The organism is Pseudomonas sp. RIT-PI-AD (assembly GCF_025642785.1).
GTDB lineage: Bacteria > Pseudomonadota > Gammaproteobacteria > Pseudomonadales > Pseudomonadaceae > Pseudomonas_T.
The window spans coordinates 21,025-37,105 of the sequence record NZ_JANZKU010000001.1 but is presented as its reverse complement, the minus strand read 5'-3'; the positions used below and the strand labels follow the sequence as shown (position 1 = coordinate 37,105).

The following is a 16,081-nucleotide window of genomic DNA, read 5'->3' as shown; positions in this document are numbered from 1 at the left end:
GCCGTCCGCGATCGCGGGCTATTCGTCCCGCTCGGCCGGTTCGGCTTCGGCGGCGCGTTCCAGCAGGTCGGCGGGCAGGCTTTTGCTGGCGCGGGCGCCCAGCTGCTTGAGCTGTTCGGCGCGGCCGATCAGGTTGCCGCGGCCTTCGCAGAGCTTGTTACGGGCACCGGCGTAGGCCTTGTCCAGTTGTCGCAGGCGACTGCCGACCTCCTCCAGGTCCTGCACGAAGAGCGCGAATTTGTCGTAGAGCCAACCGGCGCGTTCGGCGATTTCCCGGGCGTTCTGGCTCTGCCGCTCCTGGCGCCAGAGGCTGTCGATCACCCGCAGGGTGACCAGCAGGGTGGTCGGGCTGACGATCACCACGTTGCGCTCGAAGGCTTCCTGGAACAGGTTCTGGTCGTATTGCAGGGCACAGGCGAAAGCGGCCTCGATGGGCACGAAGAGCAGCACGAAGTCCAGGCTGTGCAGACCCTCCAGGCGCTTGTAGTCCTTGCCGGCGAGGCCCTTGAGGTGGGTGCGCAGCGACAGGACGTGCTGCTTGAGCGCCTGCTGCCGCTGGGCCTCGTCGTCGGCGACGATGTACTGCTGGTAGGCGTTGAGGCTGACCTTGGCATCCACCACCACCTGCTTGTCGCCGGGCAGGCGGATCAACACGTCCGGCTGGAAGCGCTCGCCGTCGGCGCTGAGCAGGGTGACCTGGGTCTGGTACTCGCGGCCCTTTTCCAGGCCGGCGTGCTCCAGCACCCGCTCCAGCACCAGTTCGCCCCAGTTGCCCTGGGTCTTCTGGCCCTTGAGGGCACGGGTCAGGTTGGTCGCCTCGTCGCCCAGGCGCTGGTTCAGCTGTTGCAGGCGCTCCAGTTCCTTGCCCAGCGAGAATCGCTCGCGGGCTTCCTGCTGGTAGCTGTCCTCGACCCGTTTCTCGAAGGCCTGGAGGCGCTCCTTGAGCGGATCGAGGAGTTGGCCGAGGCGCTGCTGGCTGGTGTCGGCGAAACGCTGCTCGCGCTCGTCGAAGATCTTCCCGGCCAGCTCGGCGAATTGCGCGCGCAGGTCGTCGCGGGCCGCCTGCAGGTCGCTCAGGCGTTGTTGGTGGGCGTCCTGTTGTTCGCGCAATTCGGCGCCCAGGGCCGCCCGCTCGCTGTCCAGGCGGCGCAGCTCGGCGTCCTTGCGCTCGCGCTCCTGGGTCGAGTCGCGCAGGGTCTCGCGGGCGGTCTCCCGCTCCAGGTCGAGCAATTCGTTCTCCCGCGCCAGGGCCGCCAGTTCGGCCTGCTGCCGGGCCAGGGTCTGCCGCGCGTCGCGCAATTCATGGCGTTCCGCCTCAAGTTGCGCGGAGAGGCCGTCCTGGGCCAGTTGGGCATTGCTCAGGCGCTCCTCCAGCAGCGCCCGCGCCGGGGTCTCCAGGTCCAGGCGCCGCTGCAACCGCCAGAGCAGCACGATCAGGGGCAGCGCGGCGATGAACAGGCCGAGCAGCAGGGCAGGCAGGTGAGCGGACAGATCGATGGGCATGGCCGGCTCCGCGACAGAAGGGCCGGCAGTATACCGGGGCGCCGGCGCTCAGCGCGGCCGGGCGCGGACGTTCAGGCGCAGTTGCGGGTTGAGTTGGTCGAGGGCGTGGCGCGCGGGCGAGTCGCCGGCGCGCGCGGCCTGGCGCAGCAACTCCTGGCCGCGCCGCCGCGCGCAGATGTCCGCCGCTTCGTGGCAGAGCAGGCGGCCGAGACGGCTTTGCGCCTGCACCACGCCCCGCCGGGCCGGCTGGCGCAGCAGGTGGCCGGCGATCTTCTTCACGCTGGCCGCCTCGCCGAAGGGCGAATCGTCCAGCAGCCAGAGCGCGACGCGCAGGGGCAAGGGGCGCATGGAAAAGGGTTCGACGGGCGACAAGCGGAACTTCATGGACGGATGCCGTAGACCGGAAAGGCGCGCACTTTACAGGATTTTCGCCAGGCTTCGAGCCCTTCCCGAAGAGCGGTCGCCCCTGCCGGGCCACCCACGCGGGCGACCCGGGCCCGGATCATTCGCCGCAGGGCGGCTCGCCGGCCAGCTCCGGCGGGTGCTCGGTGAGGGTCCGCGACAGCGCTTCGCCGGCTTCGCGCTGGTCGGCCGGCAACTGCTCGCCGAGGGTGTCGCGCAGGGCGATCACCTCGGCGTCGCCGGCACTGGCGGCCAGGTTCATCCAGGCGAACGCCTGGGTCTTGTCCTTCGGCAAGCCGTAGCCGACCACCTGCAGGGCGCCCAGGCGCGCCTGGGCGGCGCTGCTGCCCTGCCCCGCGGTCTTCAGCCAGCATTGCGCCGCGCGACGGTAGGCGCTGCCGTCGTAGTAGCGCTGGGCGAGGTTCTCCGCCGCCGGGCGCGAGCCCTGGCGCACCGCCTCGCGCAGCCAGCGCTCGCCCGGCTGGCCGGGGAGCAGTTCGCCGAGCCGCAATTGGGCATCCACCAGGCCGGCGCCGGCAGCCTGCTCCAGCAGGTAGACGGCCTTGTCGCGGTTGCCCGCGTCCAGGGCACGCTGGCCGTTCAGGTAATCGTCGGTGGCGGCGGCCCAGGCGCCGCCGCTGGCCAGCACCAGTCCCAGCACCAGGTTTCTCACTGCTGCTGTTCCTGCTCGCTGAACAGGCCGTCGAACAGCATGGTGGACAGGTAGCGCTCGCCGGCATCGGGGAGGATCACCACCAGGGTCTTACCCTGCATGTCCGGCTGCTCGGCGAGGCGCACCGCCGCCGCCATGGCCGCGCCGCAGGAAATGCCGCAGAGGATGCCCTCCTCGCGCATCAGGCGCAGGGCCATGTCCTTGGCCTCTTCGTCGGAGACCCGTTCGACGCGGTCGACCATCGACAGGTCGAGGTTCTTCGGTACGAAACCCGCGCCGATGCCCTGGATCTTGTGCGGGCTGGGCTTGATTTCCTCGCCGGCCAAGGCCTGGGTGATCACCGGCGAGCCCAGCGGCTCCACCGCGACGGAGAGGATCGGCTTGCCCTGGGTGCGCTTGATGTAGCGGGAGACGCCGCTGATGGTGCCGCCGGTGCCGACGCCCGAGACCAGCACGTCCACCGCGCCGTCGGTGTCGTTCCAGATCTCCGGGCCGGTGGTCTTCTCGTGGATCGCCGGGTTGGCCGGGTTCTCGAACTGTTGCAACAGCAGGTATTCCCCGGGGTTGCCGGCGGCGATCTCGGCGGCCTTGTCGATGGCACCCTTCATGCCCTTGGCCGGCTCGGTCAGCACCAGCTCAGCGCCCAGCGCCTTGAGCACCTTGCGCCGCTCCAGGCTCATTGAGGCCGGCATGGTGAGGATCAGCCGGTAGCCGCGGGCGGCGGCGACGAAGGCCAGGCCGATACCGGTGTTGCCGGAGGTGGGTTCGACCAGGGTCATGCCGGGTTTCAGGCGGCCGCTGGACTCGGCGTCCCAGACCATGCTGGCGCCGATCCGGCACTTCACCGAGTAGGCCGGGTTGCGGCCTTCGATCTTCGCCAGGATGGTGACGCCCTTGGGCCCCAGGCGGTTGATCATCACCAGCGGCGTGTTGCCGATGGCCTGCGCATTGTCTGCATAGATGCGGCTCATGGAGGCGGGTCCTTTTTCTTTACATGGAAGTCTGTACCGCGAGGCCGTCAGCCTATGCCGCGCCATCGTACCCGTCCAGCCACCGGCGGACAGAACCGGAACGGCCCTGGCACTGTCCACCGAACGAGGCGGCCCGGCGGCGGGTCGACATGCGACAGACGGATCCTTGCGATGAAAAGACGTTACAGCATTTCCCTGTTGATCCTGCTGGCCCTGGCGGCACTGCTGCTGGTGCTGCATCTGGCCCTGCCCGGGCTGATCCGCGACTACCTCAACGGCAAGCTCGCCGACATGGGCGAGTACCGCGGCCATATAGAGGACGTCGACCTGGCCTGGTGGCGCGGCGCCTACAAGATCAACGGCCTGAACATCGTCAAGGACGACGGCAAGGTGCCGGTGCCGCTGCTGAAGGCGCCGGTCATCGACCTGTCGGTGAGCTGGCACGCGCTGTGGTACGACCACGGCATCGTCGCCGAGGTGGACTTCTATCGGCCGGAGCTGAACTTCGTCGATGGCGGCGCCAAGGAAACCTCGCAGACCGGTACCGGTACCGACTGGCGCGAACAGTTGGAAAAACTCCTGCCGATCACCCTCAACGAAGTGCGTGTGGTGGATGGTCGCATCGCCTTCCACAACTTCGGCTCCAAGCCGCCGGTGCACCTCGACGCCAGCGAGATCAACGCCAGCCTGTTCAACCTGACCAACGTGGCCGGGGAAAAAGGCGAACGGGTGGCGCGGTTCGAGGGCAAGGCCCTGCTGCTCGGCCACGCGCCGCTGGAGACCAAGGCCAGCTTCGAGCCGCTGAGCGATTTCGAGGACTTCGAGTTCCGCCTGCGCGCCACCGGCATCGAACTCAAGCGGCTCAACGACTTCGCCAGCGCCTACGGCAAGTTCGACTTCAACGCCGGGCACGGCGACGTGGTGATCGAAGCCACCGCCGACGACGGCAAACTCAGCGGTTACATCAAGCCGCTGCTGCGCGACGTGGACATCTTCAATTGGCAGCAGGATGTGGAGAACAAGGACAAGGGCTTCTTCCGTTCGATCTGGGAAGCCCTGGTGGGCGGCGGCGAGACCGCGTTGAAGAACCAGCGCAAGAACCAGTTCGCCACCCGCATCGACCTCAGTGGCAACGTGCACCAGCAGGACATCAGTGGCTTGCAGGCGTTCTTCAACATCCTGCGCAACGCCTTCGTCCAGGCCTTCAACACCCGCTTCGAGAATGCGCCGCCGGAAGAGTGATCGCAGGCGACGCGCCCTCACCGATCCGCCGGAGCCCCTCGCCCGGCCGGCGCCTAATCCGGCGCCCCGGGCTCCGGCGAGGGCGCCGCCTCGCTGAAGATCGCCTCGATCGGCAGTTCGAACAGCCGGGCGATCCGGAAGGCCAGCGGCAGGCTCGGGTCGTACTTGCCGGTTTCGATGGCGTTCACGCTCTGCCGCGACACCTCCAGGCGCTGGGCCAGCTCCGACTGGCTCCAGCCACGTTCGGCGCGCAAGGCGCGCAGACGATTGTCCATGCGCGGCGCCTCAGCGATAGCTGCGTTTGACGTAGAACAGGCTCGGCGCATACAGCGCCCAGAACAGCGCGAAGGTCATCAGCAGCGGAAAGCGCGGCAGGCCGGCGTACTGTTCGAGGAAACCCCAGGCACTCAGCAGACAGAGCAGGACCCCGGCGGCCACGGCGGCGGCACGGGCCATCAGCAGGCCCATAAACTCGTCCGGCTCCTGGCGCAGGTAGCGATCGAAGGCAATGAAGGTGCCGGCCAGCGGCAGCGCCGGCGAGACCGCCGCCAACAGGCGCAGGCCGGGACTCAGCCGCTCCAGGTCGAGGCCCCAGCTGATGAACACCACCAGCAGGGCGTAGAGCAGCATCAGCGACGTGCAGGTGATGACGTAGCGGCGACGGACGAGGGTGGCATAAGACATGGGTGGGCTCCTGATGAGTGTCAAGCAAACTTAACTTTTCGGCCATTGTATGTAAAGCGTGCTTGTCAAAAAAACCAGAAACCGGACCCGTGCCCGCGTGACCCGCCATTCAGTGACTGAATGGCCCGTCTACGTTCACAGTCGCCTCGCAGGCACGCTATAGTCCGGTTTTCCCTAGCGAATCGCTGACGTCACCCGTCGTCCCCGTTCGAGGATTTTCCGATGAAGTTCGAAGGCACCCCGTCCTACGTCGCCACCGACGACCTCAAGCTCGCGGTGAACGCCGCCATCACCCTGCAGCGCCCGCTGCTGGTGAAGGGCGAACCCGGCACTGGCAAGACCATGCTCGCCGAGCAGTTGGCCGAATCCTTCGGTGCCCGCCTGATCACCTGGCACATCAAGTCCACCACCAAGGCCCACCAGGGTCTCTACGAGTACGATGCGGTGAGCCGCCTGCGCGACTCGCAACTGGGTGTCGACAAGGTCCACGACGTCCGCAACTACCTGAAGAAAGGCATGCTGTGGGAAGCTTTCGAGGCCGAGGAGCGGGTGATCCTGCTGATCGACGAGATCGACAAGGCCGACATCGAGTTCCCCAACGACCTGCTGCAAGAACTCGACAAGATGGAGTTCTACGTCTACGAAATCGACGAGACCATCAAGGCCAAGCAGCGCCCGATCATCATCATCACCTCGAACAACGAGAAGGAGCTGCCCGACGCCTTCCTGCGCCGCTGCTTCTTCCACTACATCGCCTTCCCGGATCGCGCGACCCTGCAGAGGATCGTCGACGTGCATTACCCGAACATCAAGAAGGACCTGGTCAGCGAAGCGCTCGACGTATTCTTCGACGTGCGCAAGGTGCCGGGGCTGAAGAAGAAGCCCTCCACCTCGGAACTGGTCGACTGGCTCAAGCTGCTGATGGCCGACGATATCGGCGAAGCGGTGCTGCGCGAGCGCGATCCGACCAAGGCCATCCCACCTCTGGCCGGCGCCCTGGTGAAGAACGAGCAGGACGTGCAGTTGCTCGAACGCCTGGCGTTCATGAGCCGGCGTGCCAGCCGTTGAACCCGGAGGTCGAAATGCTCACGGGTAGCTGCCTGTGCGGTGCGGTCGCCTACACCCTGGGCGCGCCGCTCGCCTCGGCCACGCACTGTCATTGCAGCCAATGCCGCAAGGCCCATGGCGCGGCGTTCGCCACCTATGCGTCGGTGCCCAAGACGGCGTTGCGCTTCACCCGCGGCGCCGAGCGGGTACGGACCTTTAACTCGTCGCCCGGCGTGGCCCGGACCTTCTGCGACCAGTGCGGCGCGACCCTGCAATGGATGGAGGTCGACAGCGACTCCACCTGCATCGCCCTCGGCACCCTCGATTCGCCACTGGGCCCCATCCCCCAGACCCACATCTTCGTCGACTCCAAGGCCGATTGGTTCGCCATCCGCGATGGCCTGCCGCAGGATCCCAACGGCTGAGTCGTCCACGCGTCACGAGGAGGCGGCGATGCTGCTCAACCTGTTCAACGAAATGCGCGCCGCCAAGGTCCCGGTCTCGATCCGCGAACTGCTCGACCTGATCGATGCGCTGAAGCACAACCTGGCCTTCGCCGACATGGACGACTTCTACTTCCTCGCCCGCACCCTGCTGGTCAAGGACGAGCGCCATTTCGACAAATTCGACCGGGCCTTCGGCGCCTACTTCAACGGCTTGCAGAACCTCGACCAGCACATCGAGGCGCTGATTCCCGAGGAGTGGCTGCGCAAGGAATTCGAGCGCCTGCTGACCGACGAGGAGCGCGCGCAGATCCAGAGCCTGGGCGGCCTGGACACGCTCATCGAGGCGTTCAAGAAACGCCTGGAGGAACAGAAGGAACGCCACGCCGGCGGCAACAAGTGGATCGGCACCGGCGGCACCAGCCCGTTCGGCTCCGGCGGCTTCAACCCGGAAGGCATCCGCGTCGGCGATGCCGGCAAGCGCCAGGGCAAGGCGGTGAAGGTCTGGGACCAACGCGAGTACCGCAACCTCGACGACCAGGTCGAGTTGGGCACGCGCAACATCAAGATCGCCCTGCGCCGCCTGCGCAAGTTCGCCCGCGAGGGCGCGGCGGAAGAACTGGACATCGACGGCACCATCGACCACACCGCGCGGGATGCCGGGTTGTTGAACATCCAGATGCGCCCGGAACGGCGCAACACGGTGAAGCTCCTGCTGTTGCTGGATATCGGCGGTTCCATGGATGCCCACGTGAAGGTCTGCGAGGAGCTCTTCTCGGCCTGCAAGACCGAGTTCAAGCACCTGGAGTACTTCTACTTCCACAACTTCGTCTATGAGTCGGTGTGGAAGAACAACCTGCGCCGCACCAGCGAGCGCACCGCCACGCTCGACCTGCTGCACAAGTACGGCGCCGACTACAAGGTGGTGTTCGTCGGCGACGCGGCCATGGCGCCCTACGAGATCACCCAGGCCGGCGGCAGCGTCGAGCACTGGAACGAAGAGCCGGGCTACGTCTGGATGAAGCGCTTCATGGAGAAGTACAAGAAGCTCATCTGGATCAATCCCTACCCGAAGGACACCTGGAACTACACCGCCTCCACCGGCATCGTCCGCGAGTTGCTGGAAGACCGCATGTATCCCCTGACCCTGCGCGGCCTGGAAGAAGGCATGCGCTTCCTCGCCAAATGAAAGAAGGGGCCGCGAGGCCCCTCTCCATGACGGCACCCGGACGTCGCGGCAGCCTCGTCCTGGCCGGCGCGCCCGCCCTTCAGCGCCACTGTCGCGGCGATGGCCGTCGCCGGCCGCCGGTCACCAGGGTGCCGGCCGTGATCAGCAGGCTTTCCACCAACGCGGCGAACACCAGCGCGCATCCCAGTCCCCAGGCGATGGCCTGAGGCGCGAGCAGCACCTGGTAGCTGTAGGCGGCGCGGGTTTCCTCGAGCAACCCCTGGTCGGCGTCGGTCGCCAGGTGCCAGACCTGCCGGTACCAGGGCCCCTGCATGGCCAGCCATTCGCGATCGAGCAACGCGGCGCGTTCGTACAGGCCGGCGACGCTCTGGGCATCGCTGCGCATCACCGGGTCGGCACTGTCGCGGTAATGGGCGACCAGGGCGTTCATGTCGCCGTCGAAGAAGCGCCGCGCGGTCTCCTGGAAGCCTTCCAGGCCACGCTGGGACTCCAGGCGGTGGGCGTCCACGCGCTTGACGTAATCCGCGATGAAACCCGGCACCTGCACGCCGACCAGCAGGCCCAGGGTGAACAGCACCAGTCGTAGATAACTCCGCAGCATGGATGTCCTTCCTTCGCTTCGATGGGTCTCGCTACCTCGATGCCGGCGAGGGGCCGCCGGCGCCTCGTCTAGACGCGGCCGTAGGCGACCCTTTCGCCACGCCGCCACAGCGTCCACTCGCCGGGGCGATGCAGTTGCCAGGTCTCGTTGGCGGTCAGGGGCTCGGTGGCCAGCACCGTCACCACGTCGTTCGGCGTGGTTTCCGCCTGGAAATCCACGGTGAGCTCGGTGTCCTTGAGTTGTGCCGGGCCGAAGGGCGCGCGCCGGGTGATCTGCGCCAGTTTGGTCGAGCAGAAGGTGAACAGCCAGTCACCGTTGCTCAGCAGGCAATTGAACACGCCCTTGCTGCGGTATTCGGCGCAGGCGGCCACCAGCACCGGCAGCAGCACCTCCGCCGGCACCGGCTCGGGGAAGGCGCTGCGCACCCGGTTGAGCAGGTCGCAGAACGCCGTCTCGCTGTCGGTATCGCCCACCGGGCGGTAGAACACCGGCGGCGGGGCGAAGTCGGCCAACTGGCCGTTGTGGGCGAAACACCAATTGCGGCCCCAAAGCTCGCGGACGAAGGGATGGGTGTTGGCCAGGCTCACCTGGCCGACGTTGGCCTGGCGGATGTGGCCGATCACCGTCTCGCTCTTGATCGGGTAGCGCTGCACCAGCTTGGCGACTTCCGAATCGATGCTCGCCGCGGGGTCCTGGAACAGCCGCAGGCCGCGCCCCTCGTAGAAGGCGATGCCCCAGCCGTCGCGATGAGGACCGGTGCCGCCGCCCCGCTGCATCAGCCCGGTGAAGCTGAACAGGATGTCGGTGGGGACATTGGCGCTCATGCCAAGCAATTCACACATAGGGCTCTCGCATCGAGAAGGTGTGCGGACCATGGGATCGGGGTTCGGGTATCCAGGCGCCGGCGGTGTCCGGACGCGGACCGGACGTCAACGGCGGGACTCGCCCATGCTGGACGCATGCGCCGCGTCCGGCAAGCGCGGCGTTACAGGCGCGGCTCGATCCGCAGGCGACGGTCGCCGTTGCGGTCGATCCGCGTATCGGTTTCCGCAGCCTCCCGCTCCAGCACCTCGCGCAGGGTCGGCTCGTCCTCTTCGACCGGGGCCGGCTGCTCGGCGCGGCGCTGGCGCAGGCTGCGCTCGATCGGCCAGCGGATCAGGGCGAACAGCAGGTAGAGGGCGAAGGCGATGGCCCCGTAGAGGGCAAGGTCGGATACGGCTTTCCAGACGTTGGTGCCGACCTTGAAGGCCAGGTCCAGGGCGGTGATGGCCACGGCCGGGGCGTAGAGGTCGCGGGACGCGTCGACGATGGTCGGGCTGAGCAGCAGCACGGCGACCAGCACCCGCAGGGGCTCGCGCAGCCAGCGCCAGATCCAGCCGGTCATGCGGAAGAACACCAGCAGGCAGCCGAGCGCGGCCACGCCGTACACCGCCCAGGCCAGCAGGTAATCGTTTTCGCTCATCGCACGCGCCTCGCGAACGGAAGGGCACCCGCGGCCCGCGCTTCATCTGCAATCCGCACACATCTCTCCTTGCGCCCGCGGAATGCGCTTAGCCCGCGTGGCTACCGACGGAAACGGGCCGCGCCGTGGCGGGGCCGATGAAAGGGGGCTTATGATAACGGCTTTTCGCGGGCCCGGCGCCCCTGCCGTCGTCCGCCCCCGCCGCAGAGAGTGCCGCATGCCGAATGCCCCGATTGCCCGCCGCGAAGCCGGTTCCGATCCCTATCGCTGGCTGGAGGACCGCGACGCCGCCGAGGTGCTCGCCCACCTGCAAGCGGAAAACGCCCATCTGGAAGCCCAGCTCGCCGACCAGGCGGACCTGCGCGAGCGCCTGTTCCAGGAAATCAAGGGGCGCATCCGCGAGACCGACCTGTCGCTGCCCTCGCCCTGGGGCGCCTACCTCTATTACCAGCGCACCACCGCCGGCGACGAATACCCGCGGCACTACCGCTGCCCGCGCCCGGCGGACGGCTCGCTGCAGGTGGACGACGCCCGGGAGGAACTGCTCCTCGATCCCAACCAACTCGCCGACGGCGGCTTCCTCAGCGTCGGCAGCCTGGCCATCAGCCCCGACCAGCGCCTGCTGGCGTACAGCCTGGACAGCAGCGGCGACGAGATCTATCGCCTGTTCGTCAAGGACCTGGCCAGCGGCGAGCTCACCGCCCTGCCCTTCGACAACTGCGACGGCAGCCTGACCTGGGCCAACGACAATCGCACGCTGTTCTTCGCCGAACTGGACGACACCCACCGGCCGCACACGCTGTATCGCCATCGCCTCGGCGATACCTCGGCGGAAACGGTGTTCGTCGAGCCGGACGGGCGTTTCTTCCTGCACTGCTTCCGCTCCAGTTCGGAGCGCCAGCTGATCCTCGAACTGGGCAGCAAGACCACCACCGAGGCCTGGGTGCTGAATGCCGACGCACCGGACGGCCGCTTCACCTGCCTGGCGCCCCGCGAGGAAGGCCACGAGTACGAGGTGGACCACGGCCGGGTGGAGGGCGAATGGGCCTGGCTGATCCGCAGCAACCAGAGCGGGATCAACTTCGCCCTGTACCAGGCGTCAGGGTCCACGCCGACGCGGGCGGAATGGCGCGAGCTGGTCGGCCACGACCCCCAGGTGATGCTGGACGGTTTCAGCATGAACGCCGTGGCCTACGTGCTGAGCCTGCGCGAAGGCGGCCTGCCGGTGCTGCAAGTGCATGCCCAGGGCCTGGCGCCCTACCGCGTGCAACTGCCCGACGCCGCCTATAGCCTCTACGTGTCGGACACCCTGGAATTCGACAGCCCGGCGATCCGCCTGCGCTACGAGGCGCTGAACCGGCCGGCGCAGGTGCGCCAGCTGGACCTCGCCAGCGGCGAGCAGCGGATTCTCAAGCAGACGCCGGTGGAAGGCCCCTTCGATGCCGACGCCTACGTCAGCCAGCGCCTGTGGGCCCGCGCCGCGGACGGTGCGCGCATCCCGATCAGCCTGGTGGCGCGCCGCGACCTGCTCGACGGCGAGCGTCCGCGCGCGCCCGCGCCGCTGTACCTGTACGGCTACGGCGCCTACGGCAGTTGCCTGGACCCCTGGTTCTCCCACGCCCGCCTGAGCCTGCTGGAGCGCGGTTGCATCTTCGCCATCGCCCACGTGCGCGGCGGTGGCGAGCTGGGCGAGGCCTGGTACCGCGCCGGCAAGCTGGAACACAAGCAGAACAGCTTCGACGACTTCATCGCCTGCGCCGAACACCTGGTGGCCGAGGGCTACACCCGACCCGAGCGGCTGGCCATCAGCGGCGGCAGCGCCGGCGGCCTGTTGATCGGCGCGGTGCTCAACCAGCGCCCCGAGCTGTTCGCTGCGGCCATCGCCGAGGTGCCCTTCGTCGACGTGCTCAACACCATGCAGAATCCCGACCTGCCGCTGACCGTCACCGAGTACGACGAATGGGGCGATCCCGGCGAACCGGAGGCCTATGCGCGGATCCAGGCCTACGCGCCCTATGAGAACGTCAAGGCCCAGGCCTACCCGGCGATCCTCGCCATCGCCGGTTATCACGACAGCCGCGTGCAGTACTGGGAGGCGGCGAAGTGGGTGGCCAAGGTGCGCGCGCTCGGCACCGGCGACCGGCCGGTGCTGCTGAAGGTGGATTTCGATGCCGGCCACGGCGGCATGAGCGGCCGTTACCAGGCCCTGCGCGACGTGGCGCTGGAATACGCCTTCCTGCTCGGCACCGCGTTGCGCGCCGACGCGGACTGAGGCGAGCGGGTCCCGGCATCGACGTCGGGACCCGGGCCGCCGGGCAGCTTCCAGCGGCCAGGCCCGGCGGACCGCGACGGAACGCCCACGGCCGGATGGCCGATGCCCTACGAACGCGCCGCGACCGGCATCAAACCTCGACGCCGAAGCCCCGCAGCAGAGCGAGGAACTGGGCCTCGTCCAGCACCTTCAGGCCCAGTTCGCTGGCCTTGGCCAGCTTCGAGCCGGCACCGGGCCCGGCCACCACGCCACTGGTGCGCGCCGACACCGAACCGGCGACCTTGGCGCCCAGGGCTTCCAGCTTGTCCTTGGCCAGGTCCCGGCTCATCGCCTCCAGGCTGCCGGTGAGCACCCAGCTCTGCCCGGCCAGGGGCAGGCCCTCGACGGCTTTCTTCTCGCTTTCCCAATGCATGCCGAAATCGCGCAACTGGGCCTCGATGGCCCGGGCATGGGCCGCCTTGGCGAGATCGGCGAAGAAGTCGCGCACCGATTTGCGCGCCTTTTCGTTGAGCCCTTTCAATGCGCTCAGGTCCAGCCAGTCGGCGGCGACGATGGCTTCCAGGCTGCCGAAGCGCTCGGCCAGGTTGCGTGCCCCGGTGGCGGCGACGAAGGGGATGTTCAGCTTGTCGAGCAGGTCCGGCAGGCTGGCGTAGGCGGCGAACTCCGGATGCAGGTCGCCCTCTTCCTGGAGCTCGATGCCATTCTTCAACAGCGCGGCGATGACCTCGCGGTTGTGCTCGGCCTCGAAGAAGTTGTGGATCTCGTAGGCCACTTCCGCGCCCACGTCCGGCAGATAGGTCAGCACCTCGGGCAGAGCCCGGGCGATCCGCTCCAGGCGGCCCAGGGTGCGCGCCAGCAGCTTGGCGGTTTCCTCGCCGACGTCGGGGATGCCGAGGGCGAAGATGAAGCGCGCCAGCGTCGGCCGTCGGCTGTCGGCGATGGACGCCAGCAGGTTCTGGCTGGAGACCTCGGCGAAGCCGTCGAGGGCGAAGACCTGGTCGTAGGTCAAGGTGTAGAGATCGGCCGGCGACGCCACCAGCCCCTTGTCCACCAGTTGCTCGACGATCTTGTCGCCGAGGCCGTCGATGTCCATGGCGCGCCGCGAGACGAAATGGATGATCGCCTGCTTGAGCTGCGCCTGGCAGGCCAGGCGGCCGACACAGCGGTATACCGCGCCGGCGCTGAACGACTCGCGACCCTTGCTGCGTTTGACCAGTTGCGTGCGTTCCACTTCCGAGCCGCACACCGGGCAATGGGTCGGTACCTGGACCGGCCGCGCATCGGCCGGGCGCCGTTCGCTCACCACCTGCATGATTTGCGGGATCACGTCGCCGGCGCGGCGGACGATCACCGTGTCGCCGATCATCACGCCCAGGCGCGCCACCTCGTCCATGTTGTGCAGGGTGGCGTTGGATACCGTGACGCCGGCCACCTGCACCGGTTTCAGCCGCGCCACCGGAGTGACCGCACCGGTGCGGCCGACCTGGAACTCCACGTCGAGCAATTCGGTAAGCTCTTCGCTGGCGGGAAACTTGTGGGCGATGGCCCAGCGCGGTTCGCGAGCGCGGAAACCCAGCTCGCGCTGCTGGCCGATGTCGTTGACCTTGAACACCACGCCATCGATCTCGTAGGCCAGCGACGCCCGCCGGGCGCCGATGTCGCGGTAGTAGTCGAGGCACTGTTCGACGCCCTGGGCCTTCTTCAGCTCGCGACTGATCGGCAGCCCCCAGCGCTTGAGGGTCTGCAGGCTTTCGGTATGGCTGGGGGCGATGGCGCCCTCGACCCGGCCGATGCCGTAGCAGCAGAACTCCAGGGGGCGCCCGGCGGTGATCTTCGAATCCAGCTGGCGCAGGCTGCCGGCGGCGGCGTTGCGCGGGTTGGCGAAGGTCTTGCCGCCGGTTTCCATGGCCTTGGCGTTCAGCGCCTCGAAGCCGGCCTTGGACATATAGACTTCGCCGCGCACTTCGAGCACCGCCGGCCAGCCTTCGCCGTGGAGCTTCAGCGGGACGTTGCGGATGGTGCGCACGTTGGCGGTGATGTCCTCGCCGGTGCTGCCGTCGCCGCGGGTGGCGCCGCGCACCAGTTGGCCCCGCTCGTAGAGCAGGCTGACCGCCAGGCCGTCGAGCTTGGGTTCGCAGCTGTACTCCACCGGTGCGCCGCCGTGGCCGAGCAGGTCGCCGGCCGGCAGCTCCAGGCCCTCGCGGACCCGGCGGTCGAACTCGCGCAGGTCGGTTTCCTCGAAGGCGTTGCCCAAACTGAGCATCGGGATTTCGTGGCGCACCTCGCCGAAGGCGCTGAGGGCCGCGCCGCCGACCCGCTGGGTCGGCGAGTCCGGCGTCACCAGCTCGGGATGCTCGGCCTCCAAGGCCTTGAGCGCGCGGAACAGGCGATCGTACTCGGCGTCCGGCACGCTGGGCTCGTCGAGCACATAGTAGCGGTAGTTGTGCGCGTCGAGTTCGCTGCGCAGTTGGGCGATTCGTTCGGCGGCGGTCTGGGCGTCGGTCATGGCGGTGTCTCGGAAACGCAAAGAGCAGCGCGAGCTGCTCTTTGCGGGTACTGGCGGTCTAGCCCCGGGCGCCGGGGTGGAGTGTCCGGGCGAGGCGCCGTCAGCGTTTGTGGGTCAGGTTTCGACGTTCGAATTCGACGATCCGTTGCCGGTAGTGCTCGATGGTCTGGGCGGTGAGCACGCTGCGCTGGTCGTCCTTCAGTTCGCCGTTGAGCTCCTGGGACAGCTTGCGCGCGGCGGCGACCATCACGTCGAACGCCTGCTTCGGATGGCGCGGGCCCGGCAGGCCGAGGAAGAAGCTCACGGCGCGGGTTTTGAAGTGATCCATGTCGTCGAGGTCGAAGGTGCCGGGCTTGACGCCGTTGGCCATGGAGAACAGCACCTCGCCGTTGCCGGCCATGCTTTCGTGGCGGTGGAAGATGTCCATCTCGCCGAAACGCAGGCCGCTTTCGAGGATGTTCTGCAACAGGGCCGGGCCCTTGAAGCCCTCGCCGTCACGGGCGACCACGTTGATCACCAGGACTTCCTCCACCGGCGGCAGGTCCTGCGCGCCGGCATGGCGGACGGTCTCGCCGCCGTCGCCTTCGTCCACCGGGTTGAGCAGGGTCGGCACCGGCTCGTCGAGGTTGAGATCGCCCTGGTGGGGCTCGACGCCACCGCGACGGCGGTTCAGCTCGCGGGCGCTCATGGCCGGCAGGTCTTCCTCGTCCAGCGAGGGCTCGTTGCCGCGCTCGATGACCCGCGCCGGGCCGAGCAGATGCGGATCTTCCTCGCCCTCCACCGGGCCGGAACCGCTGCGGTCCAGCCGGAACTTGAGTTTCCCCTTGCCACCGCTCATGCGTCGCCAGCCATCGAAGAGAATGCCGGCAATGACAATGAAACCGATGACGATCAGCCACTCGCGCAGACCGATTTCCATGTAATCCTGTGTCCCCTGATGAATTAGAGTAGTAATGAAAAAGGGCTGTCCTTTCCCCTTAAACGTGGCGCCCAACTCCCTGTTCTGTCTGGCGTTTTCCACGGGTCACGAACGTGCGCCCTAAGCTAGCACGGCCGGCCATCCAGCGGAACCTCCAAGCCGTCGAG

Annotated in this window: 16 protein-coding genes; 5 read left to right on the top strand and 11 right to left on the bottom strand. The window is 67.8% G+C overall.

All coding sequences use genetic code 11. The annotated features are described in order from the left end of the window. Positions 1-18 precede the first annotated feature (18 nt). From rmuC to cysK, 4 genes are all read right to left on the bottom strand, one after another. On the bottom strand, positions 19-1,377 hold the full coding sequence (gene rmuC, locus OGL92_RS00160; RefSeq protein WP_263139576.1) for a DNA recombination protein RmuC: 1,359 nt from the start codon (positions 1,375-1,377) through the stop codon (positions 19-21). A gap of 174 nt (positions 1,378-1,551) precedes the next feature. Then, positions 1,552-1,887: a sel1 repeat family protein gene (locus tag OGL92_RS00155; RefSeq protein ID WP_263138529.1), complete on the bottom strand. Its 336-nt coding sequence runs from the start codon at positions 1,885-1,887 to the stop codon at positions 1,552-1,554. A gap of 118 nt (positions 1,888-2,005) precedes the next feature. Then, entirely contained in the window at positions 2,006-2,578 is a 573-nt protein-coding gene (locus OGL92_RS00150) for a tetratricopeptide repeat protein (RefSeq protein ID WP_263138526.1), read from the bottom strand. After that, entirely contained in the window at positions 2,575-3,549 is a 975-nt protein-coding gene (gene cysK / locus OGL92_RS00145; RefSeq protein ID WP_263138523.1) for a cysteine synthase A, read from the bottom strand. Before cysK ends, OGL92_RS00150 begins: the two co-directional genes overlap by 4 nt. 171 nt (positions 3,550-3,720) lie before the next feature. On the opposite strand from cysK, the gene OGL92_RS00140 reads away from it, so the two are divergent. Then, positions 3,721-4,791, top strand: coding sequence for a DUF748 domain-containing protein (locus OGL92_RS00140; RefSeq protein ID WP_263138519.1), 1,071 nt, complete (start codon positions 3,721-3,723; stop codon positions 4,789-4,791). Positions 4,792-4,844: 53 nt separating this feature from the next. On the opposite strand, the gene OGL92_RS00135 is transcribed toward OGL92_RS00140, so the two are convergent. Further along, the gene (locus OGL92_RS00135; protein ID WP_263138511.1) at positions 4,845-5,066 is read right to left on the bottom strand and encodes a helix-turn-helix transcriptional regulator; all 222 of its coding nucleotides are present in this window, start codon (positions 5,064-5,066) and stop codon (positions 4,845-4,847) included. A gap of 10 nt (positions 5,067-5,076) precedes the next feature. Continuing rightward, positions 5,077-5,475 carry a hypothetical protein gene (locus OGL92_RS00130; protein ID WP_263138510.1) on the bottom strand — a complete coding sequence of 133 codons (399 nt, stop codon included), beginning with the start codon at positions 5,473-5,475 and terminating at the stop codon, positions 5,077-5,079. Positions 5,476-5,697: 222 nt separating this feature from the next. On the opposite strand from OGL92_RS00130, the gene OGL92_RS00125 reads away from it, so the two are divergent. The 3 genes from OGL92_RS00125 to OGL92_RS00115 are packed head-to-tail and all read left to right on the top strand — an operon-like array spanning position 5,698 to position 8,154. Continuing rightward, positions 5,698-6,543 (top strand): MoxR family ATPase, encoded by an 846-nt coding sequence (locus OGL92_RS00125; RefSeq protein ID WP_263138508.1) that lies wholly within the window; start codon positions 5,698-5,700, stop codon positions 6,541-6,543. 14 nt (positions 6,544-6,557) lie between these two features. Further along, complete coding sequence (locus tag OGL92_RS00120) at positions 6,558-6,947, top strand: GFA family protein (RefSeq protein ID WP_263138506.1); 390 nt, start codon at positions 6,558-6,560, stop codon at positions 6,945-6,947. Between the two features lie 28 nt (positions 6,948-6,975). Beyond that, entirely contained in the window at positions 6,976-8,154 is a 1,179-nt protein-coding gene (locus OGL92_RS00115) for a VWA domain-containing protein (protein ID WP_263138504.1), read from the top strand. Between the two features lie 79 nt (positions 8,155-8,233). Here OGL92_RS00115 and OGL92_RS00110 read toward each other — a convergent pair whose 3' ends face one another. The 3 genes from OGL92_RS00110 to OGL92_RS00100 form a co-directional block, all read right to left on the bottom strand. Next, positions 8,234-8,755, bottom strand: a complete 522-nt coding sequence (locus OGL92_RS00110) for a DUF2937 family protein (RefSeq protein ID WP_263138502.1) — start codon at positions 8,753-8,755, stop codon at positions 8,234-8,236. 68 nt (positions 8,756-8,823) lie between these two features. Further along, positions 8,824-9,597, bottom strand: a complete 774-nt coding sequence (locus tag OGL92_RS00105; protein ID WP_263138501.1) for a class II glutamine amidotransferase — start codon at positions 9,595-9,597, stop codon at positions 8,824-8,826. Positions 9,598-9,740: 143 nt separating this feature from the next. Continuing rightward, positions 9,741-10,217, bottom strand: a complete 477-nt coding sequence (locus OGL92_RS00100; RefSeq protein ID WP_263138500.1) for an MFS transporter — start codon at positions 10,215-10,217, stop codon at positions 9,741-9,743. 217 nt (positions 10,218-10,434) lie between these two features. On the opposite strand from OGL92_RS00100, the gene OGL92_RS00095 reads away from it, so the two are divergent. Next, positions 10,435-12,489 carry a S9 family peptidase gene (locus OGL92_RS00095; RefSeq protein ID WP_263138496.1) on the top strand — a complete coding sequence of 685 codons (2,055 nt, stop codon included), beginning with the start codon at positions 10,435-10,437 and terminating at the stop codon, positions 12,487-12,489. Between the two features lie 130 nt (positions 12,490-12,619). Here OGL92_RS00095 and ligA read toward each other — a convergent pair whose 3' ends face one another. Continuing rightward, positions 12,620-14,995: an NAD-dependent DNA ligase LigA gene (gene ligA, locus OGL92_RS00090; protein WP_263138494.1), complete on the bottom strand. Its 2,376-nt coding sequence runs from the start codon at positions 14,993-14,995 to the stop codon at positions 12,620-12,622. 100 nt (positions 14,996-15,095) lie between these two features. Then, the gene (gene zipA / locus OGL92_RS00085; RefSeq protein ID WP_263138490.1) at positions 15,096-15,914 is read right to left on the bottom strand and encodes a cell division protein ZipA; all 819 of its coding nucleotides are present in this window, start codon (positions 15,912-15,914) and stop codon (positions 15,096-15,098) included. Between the last annotated feature and the right edge of the window lie 167 nt (positions 15,915-16,081).